The organism is Pseudoalteromonas sp. H105 (assembly GCF_001469215.1).
Lineage (GTDB): Bacteria > Pseudomonadota > Gammaproteobacteria > Enterobacterales > Alteromonadaceae > Pseudoalteromonas.
On the sequence record NZ_LOFH01000012.1, the window covers coordinates 24,726 to 50,846 of the forward strand.

Consider the following 26,121-nt stretch of genomic DNA (forward strand, 5'->3'; position numbering starts at 1 on the left):
AGATAATTAGCAGATACCTGCTGCAATACATGTACCTGTTTGGTCCCAGGTAAGAGTTCCATTAGTTGCAGTTGGGGTTAAAACATATGTTACACTATCAACAGAAGCATTACCTGTTGATGTGACGGCTGCAGTAGTTTCAGCTACTGCAACAGAAGCAACATGGTCACCAGCCGCTGCTCCAGTTGCATTGAGGCCTATTTCAGCAGCTTCGTCACAGTTAGTTAAAACGCCTGCCCCACGAGTTTGGAAACATACGTCGATGAGACCTTTAGCTGAAGATGCTGCAAGAACAACCTCAGAGAAGCGGGCTTTTTTAGTGTAAGTTTGGTATTGCGGTAATGCGATAGCAGCAAGAATACCGATGATTGCGATAACAATCATTAATTCAATTAGGGTAAAACCCTTTTGACTTTGTTGTGTCATTTTTTCCATGTTCCTCTCCTAAAGGATAGTATGTGTGTAAGCTAAATCGATTTACAGGTTAAATGGATTGCACGTCCCCTAGTATAAGCAACTTTTCTTACTGTTTTTTTAAATGATGCGTTAATACCTAATCTAATAGTTAACTAAGTAAAAATATTAAACTAGATTTACTTTAGCACTAAAATACTGTTTTGGAAGTCACTTAGTCGTTATTTAACGGCACTTTGAGAACTTTCCTAGTCATTAAGAGGCGTTCACTGCATTTTCAAAATACAATGTACTACACCAAATAATTAAAACTAGTTATTTAGGTGCGGTATATTTTATTTATATCAAACTATGGTCTTATCATAGCACCATTTTTTAGTCAAAAGGGTACTTTAATTAACAGTTTGTTACAAAATAAGCCTTTCGGCTTATTTAAATATTAATTGTTTACAATGTCAACGTATTAGGTAAATAATATATTCAATAAGTTAGGTGTATTTACTCAAACCTCATTGATAAGTCAATTGATTGTAAATGTTTTGTAAGCGCACCACTTGAAATATAGTCAACACCGGCTTGAGAGTATGCTTTGAGCGTGTCAATGGTCATGTTGCCTGACACTTCAATTTTTGCGCGTTTGTTAGTTAACTTAACTGCTTGCTCAATTTGCGGCGGCGTAAAGTTATCAAGCATTATAATATCAGCGCCGGCTTTAATGGCTTGATCTAGCTCATCAAGTGATTCAACTTCTACTTCAACGGGTTTGTTTGGGTGATTTAGTTTAGCTTGGCTGACTGCATTGTGAATGCTGCCGCATGCCGCTATGTGATTTTCTTTAATTAAGAACGCATCAAATAAACCAATTCGATGGTTGGCCCCTCCTCCACACTTTACAGCGTATTTTTGTAGCGCGCGCAAGCCTGGAATAGTTTTACGCGTATCCAGCAATAGTGTTGTTGTGCCAGCTAACTCTTTGACATAGTGGGCTGTGGTTGTGGCTGTACCAGATAATGTTTGAACAAAATTGAGGGCGGTACGTTCAGCGGTTAAAATAGCGCGTGCAGAGCCTTTAGCTGTAAACAGGGTGTCGTTGGCTTTGACAACGTCGCCATCATTGACTAACACTTCTACGTTTACGCTAGGGTCAACTTGCTTAAACACTTCTAAGATAATGTCCTTACCGCAAAATACACTGTCTTCACGCGTGATTACTTTGGCGTTTGCGTGCTGTGACTGTGGGATCAAGGCGGCAGTAATATCACCTTGTTCAGCACTTTGGTAATTAAGATCTTCGTCAAGGGCAAGTTTAACTAACTGGCTTAAAAGGCTCTGTGGGATAGACATTATAAAAGCTCATTATAATTAGGGAATTGCTAAAATTTTACTATGTTTGTATAGCGAATAGAAGAGCGGGGATCATTTGCTGTGTGCTGTTCTACATTTATTTTTGGCTATGCTGATGTAGGTGGACATAAATATACACATTAAAGCAAAGGCATTTCCAATAGTAAGTCGTTGGCAGCTATTATTTTTGCGTTTTATCCATTAGCATCTTCAACACAGTGTAATAATGGTGTAATAGCATGAAAATTGATAACGAAGGAAAACTCGTCGGAGTGTTGCAGCGTGCATGTTCGCACTGCGATGCGCGACCGCTCAATGAAAAAATATCTTTGCTGGTAATTCATAATATTTCGTTACCAGCGGGTGAGTTTGGCACAAAGTATGTTGATGATTTATTTATGGGAGCCATTGACAGCCAAGCTCATTCAAGTTTTATTGATTTAGATGGTTTACGGGTCTCTGCGCATTGTTTTATCAAGCGCACGGGTGAGATAGTGCAATACGTTCCTTTTTCACAAAGAGCATGGCATGCAGGTCAGTCTGAATTTTTAGGGCGTGCGCAGTGCAATGATTTTAGTATAGGCGTTGAGTTGGAAGGAACTGATACTAGTGGCTATACCCAAATGCAATATAATACATTACAATCACTTACTAAGTTATTGATGAATAAGTACCCAGCAATTAATAAAGCACGTATTGTTGGGCATTGCGATATTGCACCAGGGCGTAAAACAGACCCCGGTGAAAGTTTTGACTGGCAACATTTTTTTGCTGAACTAAATTAACCCGGCTTTTAGTAAAGAGAACGTTATGATTTTAATTTCAATAATAATTGCTTTAATTTTAGAGCGCCTAGGCGCGCGCTCTGATTGTTGGCAGGTTAGCTACTATGCACAAGGTTATTTAACGCGTTCTAAAAAGCAGTTGGGTAAAAATGGTCTATTTAACTCAGCGTATGGCTTTTTAGTGTGGTTGGTATTACCCGTTATCGCAACTGCATTGATTTACACTCTTTCTGATTTTGTTGTGTGGCAATTAGTCGTTAATATAGTGGTATTACTAGTATGTTTTGGCTGCGCTAAACACCGAGCATTATACAAGTCATACCTTAACGCACTAACCCGTGATGATAAAGAAGCGGCAACTTTATATGCCTTGCAAATGGGGCAGAAAAAAACTGAAAATGAACCCGGTGGTGAAACGTTTGGGCAAACGCTCGCGTGGATCAATTTTCGCTTTTATTGTGCTGTTATATTTTGGTTTGTTATTTTAGGTGTGCCTGGTGCAGTATTATATGCACTTGTGCGTACTTATGCTGATTTAGTGCGCGAAGATAAAAAAGTGACTTATGCTGCTCGGTTTAAGCTCATCCATACGCTGCTATTTTGGCTCGATTGGTTACCTGCACGTATCACCAGCTTTGGTTATTTGGTTATTGGTAACTTTAATAAAGGCACGAGTTGTTTACTTAGGTATGCATTTGATTTCTCTGTCAGCAACCGAAAAGTGGTGGCTAATACGGCATTGGCTGCAGAGCAAATTGAGCAAGCACACTTTGGTTGCACTTTTGAAGCAACCTGTATGATGAAGTTAGTAAAGCGGAACGTTATGTTTTACTTGGTGCTCATTGCGTTACTTACCTTGTTTGGTGGTTTAGCTTAAAGCTCATTAAAAGGCTTAACGAGTTAAGCCTTTTAAACTACATATCATCTGGTCAGACCATTTGGTGCTTCTATAAAAACCCCTCCCAAAACCTGTCGTTATAACCTACTGTTTATTCTTTGAGCTAAATGCGTTAGGCTGTTTTACTGTATGTGTTCTTCATGAAATTGACAGCAAACTAGCTTTTTGGTAACGTATGCCCCAATTTGGTATGACCAATTTACCTTTTTGGTTTCAGCTACAGGCAGTAACAGCTTGTTTTAAGCTAGGGCTCCTACAATGCGGATGTTGATTAATGTCTTTAAAGATTAAAGCAGCAAAACTGTCGGATGTTATCTTACAGCAACTTGAGAATATGATTCTTGAGGGGTCATTAGCACCCGGTGAAAAACTGCCGCCAGAGCGCGAATTAGCGAAGCAGTTTGAAGTATCTCGCCCTTCATTGCGTGAGGCAATTCAAAAGCTTGAAGCTAAGGGCCTGGTTACGCGCCGCCAAGGTGGTGGTACGTTTGTAAAAAACCAGCTAGAGGAAGGGCTAACTGATCCGCTGTTTGATTTGATCAGTAAACACCCTGAATCACAATTTGATTTATTAGAGTTTCGTCACGCCTTAGAAGGTATTGCTGCCTATTATGCTGCACTTCGTGGCACCAGTACTGACTTTGATAAAGTGAAACAAAGTTTTGACAGCATTGCATCAGCGAACGATGACTTGCAACAAAAAGCCAAAGCAATCAATGCTTTTCACTTTAGTGTTGCGGAGTCTTCACACAATGTGGTGTTGCTGCATTTAGTGCGAGGCATGCAAGCACTGCTTGAGCAAAATATTTTACAAAACTTAACCGTATTGTTAGAAAAGCCGCATATTAGTAAACAACTAGCAGCGCATCGCCGTTTGCTAATGGATGCGGTGATTGAAGGGAATCCAGAACAAGCTCGCCTAGCCAGTAATGCTCACTTAGCCTTTATAGAAGAGGCCTTACTTGAAGCGGGTAAAGAGCATTCGCGAATTGAACGCAGTTTGAGACGCACAAAACAGAATTAGTAAACATAACTCTTTAAACAAGTACGGTGGGCAAAAAACTCATCGTATTAATTAAAAACATTCGTATTTTAAACATAAGGAAACCTCCATATGTCTGAAGTCAATAAAATTGACGTAGACGCGCTAGAAACACAAGAGTGGTTACAAGCTCTTGAATCAGTTGTGCGTGAAGAAGGTGTTGAACGTGCTCAGTTTTTACTTGAGCAAGTATTAGAGCAAGCCCGTTTAGACGGTGTTGATATGCCAACAGGTATCAATACAAACTACGTTAATACGATTCCGGTCGATCAAGAACCTGCATACCCAGGTGATGTAAATCTTGAGCGCCGTATTCGTTCTATTATTCGTTGGAACGCAATCATGATTGTATTGCGTGCATCGAAAAAAGACCTCGACTTAGGCGGCCATATGGCGTCTTACCAATCTTCAGCTGCATTTTATGAAGTGTGCTTTAACCACTTCTTTAAAGCACCTAATGATGTAGACGGTGGTGACTTAGTTTACTATCAGGGTCATATTTCTCCGGGCATTTATGCGCGCGCATTTGTTGAAGGTCGTTTATCTGCTGCTCAGTTAGACAACTTCCGTCAAGAAGTCGATGGCAATGGTTTACCATCATACCCTCACCCTAAGCTAATGCCTGAGTTTTGGCAGTTTCCTACCGTATCTATGGGTCTAGGTCCTATCGCGTCTATCTATCAAGCGCGTTTCTTAAAATACTTAGATGGTCGTGGTTTAAAAAATACTAAAAACCAACGTGTGTATGCGTTTTTAGGTGATGGTGAAATGGATGAGCCAGAATCACGTGGTGCTATCTCTTTTGCTGCGCGTGAAAAGTTAGACAACCTTTGTTACCTAATCAACTGTAATCTACAGCGCCTAGATGGCCCAGTAATGGGTAATGGTAAGATCATTCAAGAACTTGAAGGCCTATTCAAAGGTGCTGGCTGGAACGTTATCAAAGTTGTATGGGGCAGTGGTTGGGATATCTTACTTGCTAAAGATACAACGGGTAAGCTTTTACAATTGATGAACGAAACCATCGATGGTGATTACCAAACTTATAAAGCGAAAGATGGTGCTTACGTACGTGAACATTTCTTTGGTCGCTACCCTGAAACAGCAGCACTTGTTGCTGATATGACAGATGACGAAATTTTTGCCCTCAAGCGTGGTGGTCATGAGCCATCAAAACTATACGCTGCATTCAAAAAAGCTGAACAAACTAATGACCGTCCTACGGTTATCCTTGCTAAAACGGTAAAAGGTTACGGCATGGGTGAAGCGGCTGAAGGTAAAAATATTGCTCACCAAGTTAAAAAAATGGACATGACGCACGTTGAACATTTACGTTCACGTTTGGGTCTGCAAGATCTTGTGTCTGACGAGGCAATTAAAGACTTACCTTATTTAGAACTTGAAGAAGGTTCTGAAGAATACAAATACTTGCATGCACGTCGTGATGCACTTAAAGGTTATACACCAACACGTATTCCTAACTTTACTGAAAAGTTACAGCTGCCAGAAGTTGATGCGTTCAAGCCGCTACTTGATGAGCAAAAGCGCGATATTTCAACAACAATGGGCTTTGTGCGTGCGCTTAATATCTTATTAAAAGATAAAGGTATCGGTAAAAATATCGTGCCAATTATTGCCGATGAAGCACGTACGTTTGGTATGGAAGGTTTGTTCCGTCAAATCGGTATTTATAACCCGCATGGCCAAAATTATACACCACAAGACCGTGATATCGTTTCTTACTACAAAGAAGCCACATCAGGTCAGGTACTGCAAGAAGGTATCAATGAGCTAGGTGCAATGTCTTCATGGGTTGCTGCAGCAACATCATACAGCACGAACGATTTGCCGATGATCCCATTTTACATCTACTATTCAATGTTTGGTTTCCAACGTGTTGGCGACATGGCATGGATGGCAGGTGACCAACAAGCGCGTGGTTTCTTATTAGGTGCTACAGCAGGTCGTACAACGCTTAATGGTGAAGGTCTTCAACACGAAGATGGTCACAGCCATATTCTTGCGAACACAGTGCCTAACTGTATCTCTTATGATCCAACGTATGCTTACGAAGTAGCGGTAATCATTCAAGATGGTATTCGTCGTATGTATGGTGAAGGCCAAGAAAACATTTACTACTACCTAACGCTGATGAACGAAAACTACGCGCAACCAGCAATGCCTGAAGGCGCAGAAGAAGGCATTCGTAAAGGTATTTACAAGCTTGAAAGCTATGAAGGCAAAAAAGCCAACGTACAGCTATTAAGCTCAGGTACCATCATGACTGAAGTTCGCAAAGCAGCGGCTATCTTAAGTGATGATTACGGTATTGCGTCAGATGTTTACTCTGTTACGTCATTCAACGAATTAACTCGCGATGGTCAAGACGTTGAACGCTCAAACATGCTTAACCCAGAAAGCGAGCAAAAAACGGCGTATATCACTAGCGTATTGAATGATTCAGTGACTGTTGCAGCAACGGATTACATGAAAAACTACGCTGAGCAAGCGCGTTCGTTCATCCCTAGCAGCAACTACAAAGTATTAGGTACTGACGGTTATGGCCGTTCTGACAGCCGTGAAAACTTACGTCGTCACTTTGAAGTTAACGCAGGTTATGTTGTTGTTGCTACGTTATCTGAACTTGCTAAACGTGGTGAAGTTGAAAAGTCAGTGGTGGTTGACGCGCTTAAGAAGTTCGACATCGACACTAACAAACTTAACCCACTGTACGCTTAAGAGGTTTTGCAATGAGTATTGAAATTAATGTACCAGATATCGGTGGCGATGAAGTCGAAGTAACCGAAATCCTAGTAAATGTTGGCGACGTTGTTGAAGTTGACCAATCATTACTAACTGTTGAAGGCGATAAAGCGTCAATGGAAGTACCAGCTGCGCAAGCGGGTACAGTAAAAGAAATTAAAGTAAGTGAAGGTGACACGGTTACGACTGGCTCTTTAATTATGATTTTTGAAGGCCAGAGTGCTGGCGAAGAAAAAGCGCCAGAAGCTCCTGCTAAATCTGAAGACGCAGCACCTGCTGCCTCTTCAGGCTTAACAACAAAAGAAGTGACCGTACCAGATATCGGTGATGATGAAGTTGAAGTAACAGAAATTATGGTTGCAGTGGGCGATAGCGTAGAAGAAGAGCAATCTATCTTAAACGTTGAAGGTGACAAAGCGGCTATGGAAGTACCTGCACCCTTTGCTGGTACCGTTAAAGAAATTAAAATTGCTGCAGGCGATAAAGTAAAAACAGGCTCTTTAGTGTTTGTTTTTGAAATTGCTGGTGGCGAGTCTGCTCCAGCTAAAGCAGAGGCCGCTCCTGCTGCTGAATCTGCGCCTGCACAAAGTGCTGCGCCGAGCAGCAAAGAAGTTAGCGTGCCAGATATCGGCGGTGATGAAGTTGAAGTGACAGAGGTCATGGTTGCTGTTGGCGATAAGGTTGAAGAAGATCAATCAATCTTAAACGTTGAAGGCGACAAAGCAGCAATGGAAGTACCCGCACCGTTTGCGGGCACAGTAAAAGAAATAAAAGTAGCCGCAGGCGATAAAGTATCGACCGGTTCACTTATTTTTGTATTTGAAGTTGCCGGAAGCGCGCCAGCTGCAGCACCTGCAGAAAAATCAGCACCAGCGCCAAAAGCAGAGTCAAAACCTGCGCCAGCGCAAGCAGCACCTGCAAAAGCAAGTAATGAAAGCTTTGAAAACAACAGTGCTTATGCACATGCATCGCCAGTTGTTCGCCGTTTAGCCCGTGAGTTTGGTATTAACCTTGCGAACGTAAAAGGTTCAGGTCGTAAAAATCGCGTTATTAAAGAAGACGTGCAAAACTATGTTAAAAACCTAGTTAAGCAAGTTGAATCAGGTCAGTTATCTGCTGCCAAAGGTAATGCTGGTGGCGGTGAACTTGGGTTAATCCCATGGCCAAAGGTTGATTTTGCTAAATTTGGTGAAATTGAAGAGAAGAAGCTTTCTCGTATTCAAAAACTATCAGGCAAAAACTTGCATCGTAACTGGGTGCAAATCCCACATGTTACCCAGTTTGATGAAGCTGATATCACTAGTCTTGAGCAATTCCGTAAAGAGCAAAATGCACTTAACGAGAAGAAAAAGCTGGGTGTTAAAATTACACCTTTAGTCTTTGTAATGAAAGCAGCGGCAAAAGCATTGGCTGATTTCCCTACATTTAACTCGTCGTTATCAGAAGACGGTGAAAGCTTAATTCTTAAAAAGTACATCAATATTGGTGTAGCGGTTGATACACCAAACGGGTTAGTTGTACCTGTATTCAAAGATGTGGATAAGAAAGGCATTATTGAATTATCACGCGAGCTGATGGACATCTCTGTTAAAGCGCGTGAAGGTAAGCTTACCTCGTCTGATATGCAAGGCGGTTGTTTCACTATTTCAAGCTTAGGTGGGATTGGTGGTACTGCATTTACGCCTATCGTTAATGCGCCAGAGGTTGCTATTTTGGGTGTGTCTAAATCTGAAATGAAACCAAAATGGAATGGCAAAGAGTTTGAACCTAAGTTAATGGTTCCACTTTCAATGTCATATGACCATAGGGTGATTGACGGTGCATTAGCAGCACGCTTTACTGTTACGCTAGCAAGTTACATGAGCGATATACGCCAGTTAGTGATGTAATCACTACAATGTGAACAGAATCAAATCCCAGCCAGTTGTTTTTTGCTGGGATTTTTACCATTTGCAATGATACAATCTTTGCACAAATTTTTGATCTGCTCTGACTTTCTGCCTTGCAGAAACTTGGCAGTTAAACTTTAGGGCAGTGTCCCGTTCAAACAATTAAGGTAATAGCATGAGCAACGAATTAAAAACTCAAGTTGTTGTACTAGGCGGTGGTCCTGGTGGTTATTCTGCGGCTTTCCGTGCTGCTGACTTGGGCTTAGAAGTTACATTAGTAGAATCTCGCGACACATTAGGCGGTGTATGTCTTAATGTGGGTTGTATCCCTTCAAAAGCACTTTTACACGTAGCTAAAGTCATTGATGATGCTGCGGAAATGTCATCTCATGGTGTTACTTTTGGCGCACCACAAATTGACTTAGACAAAGTTCGCTCTTGGAAAGACTCTGTTATTGGTCAGTTAACAGGCGGCCTTGATGGCATGGCTAAAATGCGTAAAGTTAAAGTGGTTTACGGTTACGGTAAATTCACAGGCAGCAACACTATCGCAGTGGAAGGTGCTGATGGCGCAACAACGATCACGTTCGATAATGCTATTATTGCAGCAGGTTCACAACCAGTAAACTTACCTTTCATTCCACAAGATGACCGTGTTATTGATTCAACTGGCGCGCTTGAGCTTAAAGACGTACCAGAAAAACTACTTGTATTAGGTGGTGGTATCATAGGTCTTGAAATGGGTACGGTGTACCGTGCGCTAGGTTCAAATATTGATGTTGTTGAGTTTGCTGACCAACTTGTTCCAGCTGCTGATAAAGACATTATCAAAATTTACCAACGTTACGTTAAAGACAAGTTTAATGTAATGCTGTCTACTAAAGTAACTGGCGTTGAAGCAAAAGAAGACGGTTTATATGTAACGTTTGAAGGCAAAAATGCACCGGCTGAACCAGTACGTTATGACAAAGTACTTGTTGCTGTTGGTCGTACACCAAACGGTAAATTGCTTGATGCTGACAAAGCAGGCGTTAATGTTGATGAGCGCGGCTTTATCAATGTTGATAAGCAACTTAAAACAAACGTTAACCACATTTTTGCAATTGGTGACATTGTTGGTCAACCTATGCTTGCGCACAAAGCGGTTCATGAAGGTCATGTTGCTGCTGAAGTTATTTCAGGTCAAAAACATTTCTTTGACCCTAAATGCATTCCTTCAATTGCGTATACTGACCCAGAAATCGCATGGGTAGGTGTTACTGAGAAAGAAGCAAAAGAGCAAAACTTAAGCATTGAAACTGCGGTATTCCCGTGGGCTGCATCTGGTCGTGCAATCGCATCTGCGCGTACTGAGGGTTCAACTAAGCTTATTTTTGATAAAGAAAGCGGCCGAATTATCGGTGGCGCTATGATCGGTATCAATGCTGGCGAAATGCTGGGTGAAATCGGTCTAGCTGTTGAAATGGGCGCTGATGGCGAAGACTTAGCGCTTACCATTCATGCTCATCCAACATTGAACGAATCAATCGGCCTTGCAGCTGAAATTTTTGAAGGTTCAATCACTGACTTACCAAACAAAAAAGCGGTTAAAAAGAAGAAGTAATTTCTTTTAGATAACCGTTTAAAAACCCAAGCTTTGGCTTGGGTTTTTTGTTTTTTAATTACCACTAACTTAACGTGGAGCGTTCGTGGGATCGCCTTGCATCAGTAGATATCTATTTCTATTAATTTTAGCTACACTATGCGCCGATCAATTTTTAGGTATTTTTACGTGACTAACCGTTTTACTAACTCAGTATTGACCTTACGCGCTCAGCAAGTAAGTGAATCTCGGCGCGAATTTAATGCTCGCGGGGGTAAAATGGACCGCTGTGAGCAATGCTTGATTGCAAAGCATTACTGTATTTGTGACGGTGTTGAGCAAGCGCAATGTGATGCCGCAGTTTGTATGTTGATGTATCATAATGAAAGCTTCAAACCTTCTAATACTGGTCGCTTAATTGCTGAGATTGTACCTGATAATTATGCTTTTCGCTGGGACCGAACAGATCCGGACCCTAACTTGCTCGCTTTATTGAACGATCCTCGCTATCAGCCTATGGTTATTTTTCCCGCGACTGACGTTGAAGATACTTCTCGTGTTATTACAGAGGTGACACACGGTGAAAGTAAACGTCCGTTATTTATTTTTTTAGATGGCACATGGCGTGAAGCGAAAAAAATGATCCGTAAAAGCCCTTACCTTGATAGCTTACCTGTACTGTCTATCACGGCTGACAAACTCTCCGATTACCGCTTACGCGTTGCACCGCATGCCCATCAACTAGGCACGGCAGAAGTGGCAATTATGGTATTGGCTTTAGCGGGTGAAAGTGATGCAGCAACTAAATTAGAAACCCATTTTATGAAGTTTCGTGATGCTTATTTATTGGGCAAACGAAATAAGGGACAACCGCTGTAAACTAAAGATTAGATGATTTTGAAGGCTAAGTAACAGACAAAAGAAATGCGCGTACTATCTCTAGTCGCGCTTGCGGAATCTTCTAATTTTCTGCATCCTGCAATTGAACTTAATCAACTCCTAATTTTTACTAATCCATGTGATTACGCTGTTACTTATTCGTTCTGCGTAATGTAGGCTATCCGGGCCTTTATCCTGTCGTATCCATACGTCCATTTTGGTAACGTCTATTACCTGTCCTTTACGCATCTTCCTGATGCTATCCTTTTATTAAACAGTTCCATTGCGATGCCTTGAAGGCCTGTCCATCTATCCGCTTTTACTACTTCCTGTATAACAACTCTCTTTCGAGCCCTGTTGTTAGTCCATTTCGCATCGTCATGATGCTATCCATTTCTTACCAATCCTTTGTGCTACTCTTCCTGAGCCTGTCCGAGTTTCCTAGCTTTCCAACTAAACCTTAATTAACGATTGTTGAGTCATCATTCCCTGTTGCAAACTGACCAGAGCTGTCTGCTTAACCGATGAAGTAAGTATAGAGAATTAATGCAAACAAAATAGGCGAAAAACGACATTAAAAACCCTATTGTTTGCAGTAGCTATGTAATAAGTTTATATTAATCATTGGTTTATGTTTTTTTAGCGCTGTAACTCGTCATGTTTATCCTCAATAGCTGTCAACAGCGTAAGAGATATCTCACAACCAACTTCTGTTTATGCCCTCAAATTAGATTTTAGGTGCACTTTAAGTAGTTAAAAGGTATTATTGAGTGATAATAATTACTATTTGTGCGAGCGCGATTTATGAAAAAAACATTAGCAGTTTTGATTGGACTTACAGTGACAGCACCAGCGTTGGCTGATGAAGCTGTAAATATTTATTCTTTTCGTCAGCCATTTTTAATCCAACCTATTTTGGATGATTTTACTGAGCAAACGGGCATTGAAACCAATGTCGTTTTTGCTAAAAAAGGCCTTATTGAACGCGTAAAGCGAGAAGGCAAACACAGTCGAGCAGATTTGGTTTTAACCTCAAACTTCAGTGATTTAGTGCAATTAGATGAGCTTGACTTAACACAAACAATTAAAAGTGAAGCGGTTAATGAAAATGTACCTGCTAAGTTTCGTGATAATGAAGGGCAGTGGATTGCATTAACAAAGCGCGTGCGTAATGTTTATTCATCAAAAGAAAGAATGGGTACTCAAGCACATTTAAGTTATGAAGAATTAGCTTTACCAAAATACAAAGGAAAGCTGTGTACTCGTTCTGGTAAACACCCATATAACTTAGGCCTTGTAGCTTCTATGATAGCGCATCATGGTGAAGCACACACAAAGCAATGGCTAGAAGGTGTAAAAGCAAATTTGGCGCGTAAGCCACAAGGCAATGATCGCGCCCAGGTTAAGGCGGTGAAAGAGGGATTATGTGATCTAGCTCTGGGTAATAGCTACTACTTTGGTAAAATGATACAAGACCCAGCTCAACAATCATGGGCTGATGCTGTTAACATTAATTTTCCGAATCAAGATGATCGTGGCTCACATATTAATGTTTCTGGCGTGGTAATGACCAAATACGCTAAAAATCCAGAAAATGCCTTGAAACTCATCGAGTTTATGACCGACAATAAGGCGCAAAATATGTATGCCTCGGTCAATATGGAATATCCGGTTAAACCAGGTGTGGAATTATCAAGTTTAGTCGCATCTTGGGGTAACTTTAAGGAAGACAGTTTACCACTGGATGAGATTAGCAAATATCGTCCATTAGCGCTTAAGTTGATTGATGAGGTGAAGTTCGACCTTTAATGAGTTTTAAATTTTCACTGTCTCGATGGCAGTTCTTCGCGTGGGTTATCGGCGCTGTGCTGGTAACTCCGCTATGCTTTCTTTTATTTGAATCGCTACAAGGCGATTCAGATGTTTTTAGCCACCTTTGGAATACAGTGTTGTGGGATTATGTACGCAATACGTTATTGCTGATCCTGGGTGTTTGTATAGTAAGTAGCGCCATAGCATTACCTCTTGGGTGGATTACCGCTTACTGTGACTTCCCCGGTAGAAAACACTTTGAGTGGGCATTAATGTTGCCTCTCGCGATGCCTACATACATCATTGCCTATGTATATACTGACTTATTTGATTATGCAGGGCCGATTCAAGTTGCCCTGCGAGATTGGTTTGGGTGGCAGTCACCTAGTGATTATTGGTTTTTTGATATTAGAACCTTACCAGGTGCGATTATCATGATTGCGCTCGTGCTTTACCCATATCTTTTTTTAATTTTTAAAACAGCGTTACGTGAACAATCATTTAAGTTAGTTCAAGCAAGTCAGATTATGGGTTTATCCCCATTAAAAAGTTTTTACCGTGTGAGTATGCCATTGGCGCGTGGTGCGATTGTTGCCGGTCTTGCGTTAATTAGCATGGAGACAATGGCTGATTTCGCCACGGTTAATTATTTTGCGGTGAGTACACTTACTACTGCAGTTTATGATACATGGCTGGGGTATTACTCCTTAACAGCAGCGGCTAAAATATCGGGGATTATGCTATTAATATTGTTTTTAGCACTGATGTTAGAGCGCTTTAGCCGGCGCGAACAAGCCGTGTTTGAGCGTCAATCAGGGGTTAATAGCGAAACACTGTATAGCTTAAAAGGTGTTTATGCCTGGTTAGCAACCCTATTTTGCAGTGCAGTTTTATTTTTTGCTTTTGTTTTACCTGTTGCGGTTCTTATAAACTATGCCTTTTCGTATGTAGAACAAGCATGGAGTGATGCCTTTTTCTTATACGCATGGCAAAGTTTTAAGGTCGCCGCCATAGTGTGTATTATCACCATTGTATTAAGTTTATTAGTCGTGTTTTATCAACGCATCGCAAAGCAACAATACCCACTTATCCCTGGCCGATTAGCGAGTACCGGTTACGCTTTACCGGGCACTGTTTTAGCGATAGCCGTGCTGTTACCTTTAACAATGCTTGATGATCGTCTAAATGTTTGGCTAGAGCCATTAGGGTTTTCTCCTGGTTTACTGCTCAGTGGTACTTTGTTTGCGATAACCTTTGCTTATGTTGTGCGATTTTATGCTATAGCGCATGGTGCAGTGGAGGCGAGTTTTATGCGCATTAGCCCTTCGCTTGATATGGCAAGCCAATCAATGGGGAAAAGCCAAGGGCAAACGTTAAGAAAAGTTCATATTCCCCTATTGCGCCGTGGTATTCTAACCGCAGGGCTGTTAGTTTTTATCGAATGTATGAAGGAGCTTCCTGCCGCATTGCTACTTAGGCCTTTTAATTTTGAAACGCTTGCAACACATGTGTTTCAATACGTGAGTGATGAGCAGTTAGAGCTCGCATCAATTTCAGCACTTAGTATTGTTTTGGTGGGATTAGTGCCTTTGTATTTTGTTAACCGCTCAATGGAGCAGCGTAGTTAAATGAGTAGTTTAGTTTTAGATAATTTATCTTATCAATATAACGGTACTTCAGTGATTGAACACTTAAACTTAACAGTCGCAAAAGATGAGATTGTTTGCCTGCTTGGTGCCAGTGGCTGTGGAAAAACCACGACACTTAAAGCTATTGCAGGCATTATTGAAGCTAAACAAGGGAAGGTGTTCATTGATTCAAAATTGGTGTCAGATGAGCATTCGTTTTTAGCACCAGAGCATCGTAATATAGGTATGATGTTCCAAGATTATGCATTATTCCCACATTTGACTGTTGCCGATAATATTGCATTTGGTCTTACAAATATGACCAAGGCACAAAAGAAAGAACGTGTTACAGAAATGCTAGAGTTAGTTCATTTGCTGGGCTGTGCAGCACGTTTTCCTCATCAATTATCTGGTGGGCAACAGCAGCGTGTCGCAATTGCTAGAGCGCTCGCGTATAAACCTAGTTTATTGTTACTAGATGAGCCTTTTTCAAACATTGATACTCAAGTGCGTTTTGAGTTGATTGCTGACATACGTCGTATAATAAAAAATCAGCAAGTTTCAGCTGTGTTTGTGACCCATTCAAAGGAAGAGGCATTTGCATTTTCAGATAGCTTAGCTGTTATGCATCAAGGAAAAATTGCTCAACAAGGCTCACCAGAGCAGCTTTTTAATATGCCAAACTCAAAGGTAGTTGCAGAGTTTCTCGGTCAGGGCATATACTTAGACGCAAAAGTAATAACAGCAACTGAATATTCAACCTGTTTTGGACACGTAAAGTCATTGCAAGCCCATAGCGATAAGTTAGATGAAGGGGTGTTGTATATTCGCCCACATCATTTAGTGCTATCTGCTACATCAGAACCCGATAGTCAAGCTGTGACAATATTGAGTCAACGATTTATTGGTTCATGTAATGTGTTTAAAGTGATGATTTGTGGTCAAGAAATTGAAGTCGCTGCAGAATTAAGCCAATCATTTACTATAAATGAACAGGTAACAATAAAAATAAAACCACACACGGTAAATTTTTTCGCTGAATAATGATTAAAGTGGTAATGCTGTGTATAACCGAGAGTTAAGGAATCACCATGGCGCAAGCGCAATCAGGGATTTGTGCTGAAGCAAACTTACACGGTTTGCATTTGTTTTTTAATGTATTTGATGGACATGACGAGTCATTACGTAAAAAGCTAAAGCGTGTCAGTATTATCCAAGACGAGTTCTCAGATCAGTTTTCTGAGTCAATGCTATCCAGCTTCGTTGCTGTGGGAGCACAGTATTGGCCTCATATACTCCCTGAATTTATTCCTAGTCAATTACAAAGCTTTCCTCATATTACCCATAATGATCATGTTATGGCCGCACAACCCTTCGATCTTTTTGTCCAAATCCGTTCTGACAGAGAGGATGTAAATCACTTATTTGCGCTTCAGATTCTAAAACTGTTTTCACCGGATGTGGAGTTAGTTGAACAAGTACGTAATTTTAGGTTTTTAGATGGCCGTGACTTTAATGGCTTTATACTTGGTGGTGATACACCTCATGGGCGCCAAAAGCGCACTACTGCGCTAGTTCATAAACCTGGTAATTTTGAAGATCAGGGAAGTTACATACATGTTCAACGTTATAAGCATGATCTGACTGTTTGGCAGCACTTATCGTTATATGAACAAGAGCAAATTATGGGCCGAACTCGCCTCGATAATACGTTACTTGATCCTGTTGTTGAAACGAGTCATGCGATCCGTACGGAGCTCAAGGACGAACAAGGGCACCCTTTGTTATTGAATCAAAGTATGCCGTATGGTGATGTATATGAGCAGGGGATATTAGCAATACATTGTGCAGCGAATGGGAGTATGTTTGAAAAAATACTTCAAAGCCGTTTGGGGCAGGGAGAGTGTTATGATCACTGGCTTGACTTTACCCAAGCGGATATGGGATCCGCATTTTTTGCCCCATCAGTTAACTTTTTAAAGCAGTTATAGCCTAACCTTCTTTAAATAAGAGATTCTAAGAGAGCCTCGTTTTACACTGTATCGAACAGTATTCTTACTCGTTCTAATGTAACGTCTATTTCAGATATTTTAGCCGGCGCAATAAAAATAGTGTCGTCACCAGCAATTGTTCCTAATACGCCATCGGCTTTACCTAAAGAATCCAGTAAACGGGCAATTAACTGGGCAGCACCGGGGCTTGTACGTATGATAATCATCATTTCATTATGCATGATATCGATGACTAGTTGTCGCAGCGGGCTTTTTGCTGTTGGCACGCCCATTTCGGCTGGTAAACAATACACCATCTCTTGTTTAGCATTGCGAGTGCGCACGGCACCAAATTTACTTAACATGCGCGAGACCTTGCTTTGGCTTATGTTATCAAAACCTTGCTCTTTTAATGCGTCGACAATTTCACCTTGAGAGCCAAAATTTTCTTCTTTTAAAAGTGATTTAAAGGCTTTAACTAACGCTTCTTGCTTATCTTGTGGTTGCATGTGTGTGGTCTGCTTTTATTATGTGATAACGCAAAGTTTACACAAAAATGAATATTTATGCAGTAGTTGATTCGTTTTGCTTGATGAGTGAGCACCATAAGTATGGCTTAAAACAATAGATGGTCCAAAGTGTATCACTATATTTTGAGGTTGATTTATTCGATACTTAGCGCGGCTTTTAGGCAAGCCATAATATATGTCGCGTGTTTATTTTGCTATGAATAAGCAATATTGCTGTAAAAGCCAAAAATGTGCAGCTTGAAGAGTTGCAGGCTTGCATTAATTAATGCTGATTTATGAAGCTAATCACTCACCTTATTATCTTTAGCTTAACTTATTTACAACTATGGTCGAAATTATACGCAAAATAAGCAGGATAAATTTGTTTTTAGGCGTTAATTTCTTTATCTTAGTGCCACAAATATTTTCTACCTTAAATTACGGAGAATTCCAATGAAAGTTGCTGTATTAGGTGCTGCAGGCGGTATCGGTCAAGCTTTGTCTTTATTACTAAAAACGGGTTTACCAGCAGGTTCTGAATTATCACTTTATGATGTTGCCCCAGTTGTTCCTGGTGTTGCTGTTGACCTTTCTCACATCCCAACAGATGTTAAAGTAGCAGGCTTTGGTGCTGATGCACTTGATCAAGCACTAACTGGTTGTGACATTGTACTTATTCCAGCTGGTATGCCACGCAAGCCTGGTATGGATCGTGCTGATTTATTCAACGTAAATGCTGGTATTATTAAAACATTAGCTGAAGGTATTGTTGCTAACTGCCCTAAAGCATTAGTGGGTATTATCACTAACCCAGTTAACGGTACAGTTCCAATTGTTGCTGAAGTATTCAAAAAAGCAGGCACTTACGATGCTAAGCGTGTTTTTGGTATCACGACACTTGATGTAATTCGTTCAGAAGCGTTTGTTGCTGAACTTAAAGGTGTTGATGTTGCAACTGTAAAAGTACCCGTTATTGGTGGTCACTCAGGCACAACTATCTTACCTTTACTTTCTCAAGTTGAAGGTGTGACTTTCACTGATGAAGAAGTGGCGGCACTAACTCCACGTATCCAAAATGCAGGTACTGAAGTAGTAAATGCAAAGGCAGGTGGTGGTTCAGCTACATTATCAATGGGTGCGGCTGCTGCACGTTTTTGTATGTCTTTAGTTAAAGGCTTACAAGGTGAAGACGTTATTGATTATGCATATGTTGCTGTTGAAAGTGGCGATGCTGAATATTTTGCTCACCCAGTGCGTTTAGGCAAAAACGGCGTTGAAGAGATTCTTTCTTACGGTGAACTAAGTGCATTTGAAGAGCAGGCAAAAAATGACATGCTTGATACACTTAAGAAAGATATCCAAGAAGGTGTTGATTTCATCAACGCATAATCTTGCTATTACTGCCAAGTAGTTGGCGGTAATAAAAAAGCCTGCTAATGCAGGCTTTTTTATGCTCGAAGTAAATTTATTTTAGTGATTTCGCTCAACTGCAATTCTGGCCAGGCTGACTAATGCTTCTTTATAAGGCGAGTCCGGTAATACAGATAAACACGCAATGGCTTTATCAGCTTCTTCGTCAGCTTTGTTCATTGTAAACTCTAGTGCGTTTGTTTCACGAAGAGCGCTTAAGATAGCTTCTAAATGCTCCATACCATTGCTGTGCTCTATCGCGTCGCGAATAAGTTGAACTTGCTGCTCATCACCTTTTTGCATAGCATAGATTAAAGGTAATGTAGGTTTGCCTTCAGCTAAGTCATCACCAATATTTTTACCAAGTTGGTCAGCGTCAGCATTATAATCAAGCACATCATCGACTAGCTGAAACGCGGTGCCTAAGTGCATACCATATAAATTAAGTGCTTTTAGCGTTGTTTCGTTTTGCTCTGTGATAACAGCTGCGAGACCTGTTGCAGCTTCAAATAACTTAGCTGTTTTGGAGTAAATTACCTGCATATAACTAGCTTCAGTTGTATCTGGATCATTGCAATTCATCAATTGCAACACCTCACCTTCAGCAATAACGTTTGTTGCATCTGCAAGTATTTGCATTACTTGCATTTTGCCAATGCCAACCATCAGTTGAAAAGAACGCGTGTAGATAAAGTCACCGACAAGCACGCTTGCTGCATTGCCAAACTCAGCATTTGCAGTGGGTGTGCCGCGGCGTAAGTTAGATTCATCTACTACGTCATCATGGAGCAATGTAGCTGTATGAATAAACTCCACAATGGTTGCCAGTGTAATATGATCGCACCCTTTATAGCCAAGCGCTTTAGCGGCTAAAATAGCCAACATAGGGCGAACTCGCTTGCCACCGCTGTTAACTATATATAAGCCAAGTTGATTGACTAATGCCACATCAGAGCGCATTTGTGCGTGAATAAGTTGATTGACGTCATTCATATCGTTTTCGATTAACGCCTGGATAGCTTTTATATCCATTGATCTCCGAGCCAATTTTTATGGGTATACGGTGCTGATTGTACAACAAAAAACGCGCTTGCTCGATATTTTGTGACAATTCGCTAAAAAAATAGGTTTAAAGTACTTAATTTAACCTTTATTACAGGGGATAACTTAAAAATAATGATGATTCACACGGTTGTTTTTTATTCTTTGTATGCGTTTACAGCATATGTAATTTATTTGTCATCATGAACAAAAAAGCACTTGGCATAACGCTAATTTAATATAAAATAGGTGAAAATATTGAATTGCTCTCAATGCAGCTATTTTTTATTCATTTAATTAAAAAACGGGCTTGCTAGTTTTTGCACATTAGCGTAAACTTCGCGCCCTATTGAAGAATATTTTAGTTGCGTCGATTTGAGGGCGCACAGACGGAGTTAATTATGTACGCGGTTTTCCAAAGTGGTGGTAAACAGCACCGTGTGACTGAAGGTCAAACAATTCGTCTTGAGAAATTAGACGTTGAGACTGGTGCAGCAGTTGAATTTGATTCAGTACTTTTAGTTGCTGATGGTGAGAAAATCGAGATCGGTGTACCGTTCGTAAACGGTGGTAAAGTAACAGCTGAGGTTGTTTCACATGGTCGCGGTGAGAAAATTAAGGTTGTTAAATTTAGACGCCGTAAGCATTCTCGTAAGCAAATGGGCCATCGTCAATGGTTCACAGAAGTTAAAATCACTGGCATTAGCGCTTAATTAGAGGTACTTAGAAATGGCACATAAAAAAGCAGCTGGTAGTACTCGTAACGGTCGCGATTCAGAAAGCAAACGCCTAGGTGTTAAGCGTTTTGGTGGCGAATCAGTTCTAGCGGGTAGCATCATTGTACGTCAACGTGGAACTCGTTTTCACGCTGGCTCAAACGTAGGTATCGGTAAAGACCACACTATCTTCGCAAAAGCAGATGGTAAAGTTCAGTTTGAACAAAAAGGTCCTTTAAACCGTAAATACGTAAGCATCGTATCTGAGTAATCAGAGCCGGTTCTTAAAAAACCCCGCCTTTGCGGGGTTTTTTGTTTTAAGCCTATCAAACTATATACCCAAGTGTTTTTATGCATAGTGTGCTCAATAGGCCACTTAGGTATATAATAGAGTTATTAACAAGCCAATCCTAAAGTGAGTAATCATGAAGTTTGTAGATGAAGTAGAAATTCGCGCAGAAGCTGGTGACGGTGGCAGCGGTATCGTGTCTTTCCGTCGTGAAAAATATGTGCCGGATGGTGGCCCTGATGGCGGCGATGGTGGTGACGGTGGCAGTGTTTATCTACAAGCGGATGAAAACTTAAATACCTTAATTGATTATCAATTTGAGCGCTTTCATCGTGCTGAGCGAGGAACGAATGGCCAGAGCCGTAACTGTACGGGTAAAAAAGGTGAAGACCTCTATATAAAAGTGCCTGTTGGCACACGTGTAACTGATGTTGATACGCAAGAGTCATTGGGTGATTTAACTCAGGATGGTCAGCGTTTAGTGGTTGCTAAAGGTGGTTTTCATGGCTTAGGAAACGCACGTTTTAAATCAAGTACTAACCGTGCGCCTCGTCAAAAAACGTTAGGCACGCCAGGTGAAGTGCGTATGCTTAAGCTTGAGCTCATGCTATTGGCTGATGTTGGTTTACTTGGGTTACCAAATGCAGGTAAGTCTACTTTTATTCGCAGTGTATCTGCTGCAAAGCCAAAAGTTGCTGATTACCCGTTTACAACGCTTATTCCAAATTTGGGTGTTGTGAGACCTGATGCAAATAAGTCTTTTGTAATTGCTGATATACCAGGTCTAATTGAAGGTGCTTCGGATGGCGCAGGTTTAGGTATTCGCTTCTTAAAGCACCTTGAGCGCTGCCGTGTGTTATTGCACATTATCGACATTATGCCTGTGGATGGCTCGAGCCCTGTAGAGAATGCGTTTGCTATTATCAACGAGTTGCATCAGTACAGTCCTAAGCTTGCTGAAAAGCCACGTTGGTTAGTATTTAATAAGATTGATCTACTCCCAGAAGATGAAGCGCAAGCATTGTGTGAGCAAATTGCAGAAGAATTGGGCGAAGAGGCAAATATCTATCGTATTTCAGCAGTTAATAAGCAAAATACGCAAGCACTTTGCCATGATATTATGGCGTTGCTTGATAGTATGCCTAAAGAAAAGTTTGTTCCAATCGAAGATGAAGAAGTCGAGTTTAAGTGGGATACGTATCATAAAGATGCAACCAAAAATACCGATGATGATGACTGGGAAGATTGGGACGAAGATGATTACGACGTAGAAGTTGTCTATGAGCGTTAATACAAAATAGATTTATATAAAAAGGAGCTTATGCTCCTTTTTTCTTTATTCAGTAAAAAGTATAGGTGGTTTTGTGAAAATTTCAATGATTGCAGCAATGGCTAATAACCGTATTATTGGCAATGACAATAAAATGCCATGGCATTTGCCTGCTGACCTGCAGCACTTCAAACGAGTGACGATGAGTAAGCCGGTGATCATGGGGCGAAAAACATTTGAGTCTATTGGGCGCCCACTTCCTGGCAGGCAAAATATCATCATCAGTCGTAACGAGGCATATAGTGCACCCGGTATTGAAGTAGTAAAATCACCTGAAGAGGCGTTGATGTTAGTTAATAATGTTGATGAAGTGATGATTATTGGGGGGGGCAATATTTATCAGCAGTTTTTGGATAAAGCGACTACACTTTACTTAACGTTCATCGAACTTGATGTAGCTGGCGACACTCAGTTTCCAGATTACGAGGAAGTAGCTGATTGGCAGATCATTGAAGAGTCCGTTAACGCACCTGATGATAAGAATTTACATCAGTATAAATTCGTAACTTTAGATAAAGTTGAGTAACATTATTGCGATTAATCTTATAGATTGGTACAATATTAAACAATCGATATAGGTAAAAAGTATTACTTAAGGGTCTCTAATGGTTAAATTATCAACATTACTAGTTGTTACTGCGGTGGTTTCTGGGTCTTTTGCTTTTAGTGCACCAGCTAAAGCGAATGATCAGTTAGCAGTGTCTATTTGTGAGTATATAGCTGCAGATGATAAAAATCGCCTTCGTAGCAAGTTAAAAAGCTCTCGTGTTAAAATTCGTAATGTTTACGATGCAATTCAATGTAATGGAAACAACTTATTGCGCCATGCAATTGCGAGCAATGCAGTTGATGCTGGTGAGTATGTTGTTAAGAACCTCTCAAAAAGTTCACTAGCAGATGGCGCAGATATCGCCTGGGCTGAATCTAATGGACATGGTGGCTCAGCACTTATCGCCGCGATTAAAGACCGCGCAGGCTTATAATAAGTCTACAGGTTATTAGTAAAAACCGCGTTTATCGCGGTTTTTTTGTGTCTATTACTTACATAAACTTTAATCTATTAATATAACTTTGAGTGAAACCTTTTAAGGACCTAGCCCATTGATTATATGCTGGCTAGTTAGTAGGTCATGAGTACTATTATTTTTCTGCATCTATATTTTAATCTAACGTTACGCTAAAGTGAGATATGCATAGAGTAAGGGAAGGTTATGAATGCTTAATCGATTAAAGGGGTATGCTACCAAGGGGATTTGGCAGTCATTCGCAATTATAATTGTCATGTTTATTGCTGGGCCAGAGATAGTAATTAGTATGGAACTAATGGCATTAGTAGAGGTAATGGGTGCTTCCAGCTTTGTGCTAATGTATTTTTCGGGGCTAAGATTAGTATGTAAAAACACGCTCAACAAATTCAGTAAGTTTGAATGCTACTCCTTATTTTTTATTCCTAGCTTTGCAAACCTTCGGCAAATGCCCAGCCTTTTATATCACACCATTCCACATCGGCTTTGCGCCATCAGTTTTTTAACTTTAATAACAGCTGTAGTGTTACTGAGCTATATTCAACTATTATTTGGTGTGTAAATTAGGTATTAAAAAAGCCGCGTTTGATTTCTCAAATGCGGCTATTTACTATTCTATTTAACTGATAAATTACACTTTAAATTCATCAACTGATAAGCGTAATTCTTCTGCTAGTTTTGCAACTTCAGAGCTAGATATATTGGTCTGATTCGCACCCTCTGCAGTTTGTTCTGCAATTGCAACGATTGACTCAAGTCGTTCACTTATCTCTTGAGATACTTGCTGTTGTTCCTGCGCTGCCGTTGAAATCTCTTCACTAACATCGTGGGCTTGTGCAACCGCCGCGGTAATTGAGTCTAGAGCGGTGTTTGCTAAATCTGATTGCTCAACACATGACTCAGCTTGTTGTTTGCCTTTAGACATTGCTGATACCGCAGCCTCAGCACCGCTTTGTAAAGATTCAATCATAGCTTGAATCTCTTGAGTTGACTCTTGTGTTTTGCTTGCAAGAGAGCGTACTTCATCAGCTACAACAGCAAAGCCGCGACCTTGCTCACCGGCCCGAGCCGCTTCTATTGCAGCATTAAGCGCAAGTAAGTTTGTTTGGTCGGCAATACCGCGGATCACATCAAGTATACTACCAATCGACGCACTGTCTTGATGAAGTTTATTAATCACTTGTGATGCATCATCAACTTCACGAGCAAGCTGTTCAATAGTCGCTTTATTCTGGCTTGAAATCCCTTTTACTCGGTCAGCTTCTTTATCCGCATTTTTGATTTCTTTCAATGCTTGTTGAGCACTGTTACTTACTGTTTGTGATGTACTGCTCATTTCAGTCGTAGCGGTTGCTGCTTGTTCAACTTGTGCCTGCTGGTTACGAATAGCTTGGCTAGATTCACCAGTAATTGCAGATGTTTCTTCAGAGGCCGCAGCAAGCTGAGTAGAGCGCGATATAATGCCTCTAATCAAATTCCTTAAGCTGTCGATTAATGTGTTACAGCTTTGCGATAGTTCACCAAATTCGTCTTTAGCTGAGTCATCTAGGCGTTGTGTCATATCACCACTGGCGACTATATCGAGTACACGATTAACTTCAGCTAAAGGTTTAGTAATACGGCTAACAGTTATGTAAGCAACAATAATAGCAAGTAATGTTGCACTTACCATCCCGACCCAAGTCCATAGATTTGCTGATGATACATCGCTACTTACACCTTTTTGTAATTCAAAGGCTACATTATTTGCTTGTTTCACGAGCTCATTAAGTTGCTGAAGTGCTTTAGCTGTTGCTTTTTCAGCGTCTGCTAACTCTGTTTTAGTCAGTGCGATGGTGTCGATTAAGCGTTTTTTATTTGCTGATAAACTGTTATTGCCTTGAACATTGTCTTTAACTGATATGAAGTAATTATTTAAGTCATCAAAAAGATCAGCATCTGCAGCTTCAACTGCTGGCTTTAAAAGAGCGATGCTGCGTTCAATTTCTTCGAGGAAGTAAATTTGTTCATTTTTAACGATATCAAGCGTATTGAGAGTTTTTACTGTGAGCATATCGGTGCTAGTAGTAACTAATGATAAAAAGTTATTTTCAAGCATATTGGCTGCTTGATAAGCGCGAGAATCGTTTTCTTCAAGGCCGTCGATATCGATAATGTCTAGTACGACGGAATTCGCATCTTCTGCGGCTAATTCAATACTCTCTAGTTGTGCTCGTAGCTTTTTGTTTAGCTCAAGCTCGATCGCTTTGTCTTTTAATAAGTCTTGTACAGTTTTTAAAAAGCCATTATAGGTTTTTTCAACATCAAAGCTGCTTTGACTTAACTGTGGGTTGTTCGCAACAACCTGCTTAAGTTGAGACTGTGATTTATCAAAAATTTGCTGGCGAGTCTGAAGCGCTTTTTTTATCGGCTCAAGCTCGGATGCTGATGTTGTATAAAAACTTGCTTGTGCAGCCTTACTCATTAAAGTGAACTCAACTTGTAAGTCTGAGCTTTCTTTCAATGCAGGCAAAGATAGCTGATTAACTTGCTGGGCAGAGTTATTAATATTTGCAATTCTGAACAGAGAGTTCCCACCAATTAAAAGAAGCAATAAGGTGATGCAGATGAATCCACCCCAGATGCGTTGGCTAACAGTTAAGTTCATATGAATTTCCATAAAAGAGTATTGATTAGACTTTATCGGCTTTAATGCAGATAAGTTAAGTAATTAAATTTAATTACTTTTAACAATTAGTATACTAAATCTAACAGAGAATGACTTATTTTTCAGT

General features: G+C 40.5%; 22 protein-coding genes. 17 read left to right on the forward strand and 5 right to left on the reverse strand.

All coding sequences use genetic code 11. The features are described 5' to 3' along the window. Positions 1–6 precede the first annotated feature (6 nt). Entirely contained in the window at positions 7–435 is a 429-nt protein-coding gene (locus ATS75_RS17180) for a pilin (RefSeq protein WP_058561651.1), read from the reverse strand. A gap of 477 nt (positions 436–912) precedes the next feature. Next, the gene (nadC, locus tag ATS75_RS17185) at positions 913–1,758 is read right to left on the reverse strand and encodes a carboxylating nicotinate-nucleotide diphosphorylase (protein WP_058561652.1); all 846 of its coding nucleotides are present in this window, start codon (positions 1,756–1,758) and stop codon (positions 913–915) included. A 239-nt stretch (positions 1,759–1,997) separates the two neighbouring features. Between nadC and ampD the strand changes: the two genes are divergently transcribed. From ampD to ATS75_RS17240, 11 genes are all read left to right on the forward strand, one after another. Further along, on the forward strand, positions 1,998–2,543 hold the full coding sequence (ampD, locus tag ATS75_RS17190) for a 1,6-anhydro-N-acetylmuramyl-L-alanine amidase AmpD (protein ID WP_058561653.1): 546 nt from the start codon (positions 1,998–2,000) through the stop codon (positions 2,541–2,543). Positions 2,544–2,568: 25 nt separating this feature from the next. After that, the gene (gene ampE, locus ATS75_RS17195) at positions 2,569–3,420 is read left to right on the forward strand and encodes a beta-lactamase regulator AmpE (RefSeq protein WP_058561654.1); all 852 of its coding nucleotides are present in this window, start codon (positions 2,569–2,571) and stop codon (positions 3,418–3,420) included. A gap of 295 nt (positions 3,421–3,715) precedes the next feature. After that, the gene (pdhR, locus tag ATS75_RS17200; RefSeq protein ID WP_058561655.1) at positions 3,716–4,465 is read left to right on the forward strand and encodes a pyruvate dehydrogenase complex transcriptional repressor PdhR; all 750 of its coding nucleotides are present in this window, start codon (positions 3,716–3,718) and stop codon (positions 4,463–4,465) included. Between the two features lie 90 nt (positions 4,466–4,555). Further along, complete coding sequence (gene aceE, locus ATS75_RS17205) at positions 4,556–7,222, forward strand: pyruvate dehydrogenase (acetyl-transferring), homodimeric type (protein WP_058561656.1); 2,667 nt, start codon at positions 4,556–4,558, stop codon at positions 7,220–7,222. A gap of 11 nt (positions 7,223–7,233) precedes the next feature. After that, positions 7,234–9,135 (forward strand): pyruvate dehydrogenase complex dihydrolipoyllysine-residue acetyltransferase, encoded by a 1,902-nt coding sequence (aceF, locus tag ATS75_RS17210; protein ID WP_058561657.1) that lies wholly within the window; start codon positions 7,234–7,236, stop codon positions 9,133–9,135. Between the two features lie 175 nt (positions 9,136–9,310). Then, on the forward strand, positions 9,311–10,738 hold the full coding sequence (gene lpdA, locus ATS75_RS17215) for a dihydrolipoyl dehydrogenase (RefSeq protein WP_058561658.1): 1,428 nt from the start codon (positions 9,311–9,313) through the stop codon (positions 10,736–10,738). 168 nt (positions 10,739–10,906) lie between these two features. Beyond that, positions 10,907–11,596 carry a tRNA-uridine aminocarboxypropyltransferase gene (locus ATS75_RS17220; RefSeq protein ID WP_235591202.1) on the forward strand — a complete coding sequence of 230 codons (690 nt, stop codon included), beginning with the start codon at positions 10,907–10,909 and terminating at the stop codon, positions 11,594–11,596. Positions 11,597–12,400: 804 nt separating this feature from the next. After that, entirely contained in the window at positions 12,401–13,405 is a 1,005-nt protein-coding gene (locus ATS75_RS17225; protein ID WP_058561660.1) for a Fe(3+) ABC transporter substrate-binding protein, read from the forward strand. Then, positions 13,405–15,036 carry an ABC transporter permease gene (locus tag ATS75_RS17230; RefSeq protein WP_058561661.1) on the forward strand — a complete coding sequence of 544 codons (1,632 nt, stop codon included), beginning with the start codon at positions 13,405–13,407 and terminating at the stop codon, positions 15,034–15,036. The genes ATS75_RS17225 and ATS75_RS17230 overlap by 1 nt, the downstream gene beginning before the upstream one ends. Beyond that, a complete protein-coding gene (locus tag ATS75_RS17235; protein WP_058561662.1) occupies positions 15,037–16,080 on the forward strand; it encodes an ABC transporter ATP-binding protein in 1,044 nt (347 codons plus the stop codon). A 47-nt stretch (positions 16,081–16,127) separates the two neighbouring features. Further along, positions 16,128–17,027, forward strand: coding sequence for a Dyp-type peroxidase (locus ATS75_RS17240; protein ID WP_058561663.1), 900 nt, complete (start codon positions 16,128–16,130; stop codon positions 17,025–17,027). A gap of 41 nt (positions 17,028–17,068) precedes the next feature. Here ATS75_RS17240 and argR read toward each other — a convergent pair whose 3' ends face one another. Next, the gene (argR, locus tag ATS75_RS17245) at positions 17,069–17,536 is read right to left on the reverse strand and encodes a transcriptional regulator ArgR (RefSeq protein ID WP_006794541.1); all 468 of its coding nucleotides are present in this window, start codon (positions 17,534–17,536) and stop codon (positions 17,069–17,071) included. A gap of 453 nt (positions 17,537–17,989) precedes the next feature. Here argR and mdh point away from each other — a divergent pair, with 453 nt between their 5' ends. Continuing rightward, the gene (gene mdh / locus ATS75_RS17250; RefSeq protein WP_058561664.1) at positions 17,990–18,925 is read left to right on the forward strand and encodes a malate dehydrogenase; all 936 of its coding nucleotides are present in this window, start codon (positions 17,990–17,992) and stop codon (positions 18,923–18,925) included. Positions 18,926–19,006: 81 nt separating this feature from the next. On the opposite strand, the gene ispB is transcribed toward mdh, so the two are convergent. After that, entirely contained in the window at positions 19,007–19,978 is a 972-nt protein-coding gene (gene ispB / locus ATS75_RS17255; RefSeq protein ID WP_058561665.1) for an octaprenyl diphosphate synthase, read from the reverse strand. Positions 19,979–20,388: 410 nt separating this feature from the next. Between ispB and rplU the strand changes: the two genes are divergently transcribed. The 5 genes from rplU to ATS75_RS17280 all read left to right on the forward strand — a co-directional run bounded on the left by rplU (position 20,389) and on the right by ATS75_RS17280 (position 23,305). Then, positions 20,389–20,700 carry a 50S ribosomal protein L21 gene (gene rplU / locus ATS75_RS17260; protein ID WP_004587921.1) on the forward strand — a complete coding sequence of 104 codons (312 nt, stop codon included), beginning with the start codon at positions 20,389–20,391 and terminating at the stop codon, positions 20,698–20,700. A 16-nt stretch (positions 20,701–20,716) separates the two neighbouring features. Next, complete coding sequence (rpmA, locus tag ATS75_RS17265) at positions 20,717–20,974, forward strand: 50S ribosomal protein L27 (protein WP_058561666.1); 258 nt, start codon at positions 20,717–20,719, stop codon at positions 20,972–20,974. 154 nt (positions 20,975–21,128) lie between these two features. After that, on the forward strand, positions 21,129–22,283 hold the full coding sequence (gene cgtA / locus ATS75_RS17270) for an Obg family GTPase CgtA (protein WP_058561667.1): 1,155 nt from the start codon (positions 21,129–21,131) through the stop codon (positions 22,281–22,283). Positions 22,284–22,356: 73 nt separating this feature from the next. Further along, entirely contained in the window at positions 22,357–22,848 is a 492-nt protein-coding gene (gene folA / locus ATS75_RS17275) for a type 3 dihydrofolate reductase (protein WP_058561668.1), read from the forward strand. Positions 22,849–22,927: 79 nt separating this feature from the next. Continuing rightward, a complete protein-coding gene (locus ATS75_RS17280) occupies positions 22,928–23,305 on the forward strand; it encodes a DUF3718 domain-containing protein (protein WP_058561669.1) in 378 nt (125 codons plus the stop codon). Positions 23,306–23,978: 673 nt separating this feature from the next. Here ATS75_RS17280 and ATS75_RS17290 read toward each other — a convergent pair. Beyond that, complete coding sequence (locus ATS75_RS17290; RefSeq protein ID WP_058561671.1) at positions 23,979–25,994, reverse strand: methyl-accepting chemotaxis protein; 2,016 nt, start codon at positions 25,992–25,994, stop codon at positions 23,979–23,981. Between the last annotated feature and the right edge of the window lie 127 nt (positions 25,995–26,121).

Excerpts from the sequence above, each read along its gene's own strand:
- ATS75_RS17180 (WP_058561651.1), bottom strand. The coding sequence starts at position 435 with ATGGAAAAAATGACACAACAAAGTCAAAAGGGTTTTACCCTAATTGAA.
- nadC (WP_058561652.1), bottom strand. The coding sequence starts at position 1,758 with ATGTCTATCCCACAGAGCCTTTTAAGCCAGTTAGTTAAACTTGCCCTT.
- ampD (WP_058561653.1), top strand. The coding sequence starts at position 1,998 with ATGAAAATTGATAACGAAGGAAAACTCGTCGGAGTGTTGCAGCGTGCA.
- ampE (WP_058561654.1), top strand. The coding sequence starts at position 2,569 with ATGATTTTAATTTCAATAATAATTGCTTTAATTTTAGAGCGCCTAGGC.
- pdhR (WP_058561655.1), top strand. The coding sequence starts at position 3,716 with ATGTCTTTAAAGATTAAAGCAGCAAAACTGTCGGATGTTATCTTACAG.
- aceE (WP_058561656.1), top strand. The coding sequence starts at position 4,556 with ATGTCTGAAGTCAATAAAATTGACGTAGACGCGCTAGAAACACAAGAG.
- aceF (WP_058561657.1), top strand. The coding sequence starts at position 7,234 with ATGAGTATTGAAATTAATGTACCAGATATCGGTGGCGATGAAGTCGAA.
- lpdA (WP_058561658.1), top strand. The coding sequence starts at position 9,311 with ATGAGCAACGAATTAAAAACTCAAGTTGTTGTACTAGGCGGTGGTCCT.
- ATS75_RS17225 (WP_058561660.1), top strand. The coding sequence starts at position 12,401 with ATGAAAAAAACATTAGCAGTTTTGATTGGACTTACAGTGACAGCACCA.
- ATS75_RS17230 (WP_058561661.1), top strand. The coding sequence starts at position 13,405 with ATGAGTTTTAAATTTTCACTGTCTCGATGGCAGTTCTTCGCGTGGGTT.
- ATS75_RS17235 (WP_058561662.1), top strand. The coding sequence starts at position 15,037 with ATGAGTAGTTTAGTTTTAGATAATTTATCTTATCAATATAACGGTACT.
- ATS75_RS17240 (WP_058561663.1), top strand. The coding sequence starts at position 16,128 with ATGGCGCAAGCGCAATCAGGGATTTGTGCTGAAGCAAACTTACACGGT.
- argR (WP_006794541.1), bottom strand. The coding sequence starts at position 17,536 with ATGCAACCACAAGATAAGCAAGAAGCGTTAGTTAAAGCCTTTAAATCA.
- mdh (WP_058561664.1), top strand. The coding sequence starts at position 17,990 with ATGAAAGTTGCTGTATTAGGTGCTGCAGGCGGTATCGGTCAAGCTTTG.
- ispB (WP_058561665.1), bottom strand. The coding sequence starts at position 19,978 with ATGGATATAAAAGCTATCCAGGCGTTAATCGAAAACGATATGAATGAC.
- rplU (WP_004587921.1), top strand. The coding sequence starts at position 20,389 with ATGTACGCGGTTTTCCAAAGTGGTGGTAAACAGCACCGTGTGACTGAA.
- rpmA (WP_058561666.1), top strand. The coding sequence starts at position 20,717 with ATGGCACATAAAAAAGCAGCTGGTAGTACTCGTAACGGTCGCGATTCA.
- cgtA (WP_058561667.1), top strand. The coding sequence starts at position 21,129 with ATGAAGTTTGTAGATGAAGTAGAAATTCGCGCAGAAGCTGGTGACGGT.
- ATS75_RS17280 (WP_058561669.1), top strand. The coding sequence starts at position 22,928 with ATGGTTAAATTATCAACATTACTAGTTGTTACTGCGGTGGTTTCTGGG.
- ATS75_RS17290 (WP_058561671.1), bottom strand. The coding sequence starts at position 25,994 with ATGAACTTAACTGTTAGCCAACGCATCTGGGGTGGATTCATCTGCATC.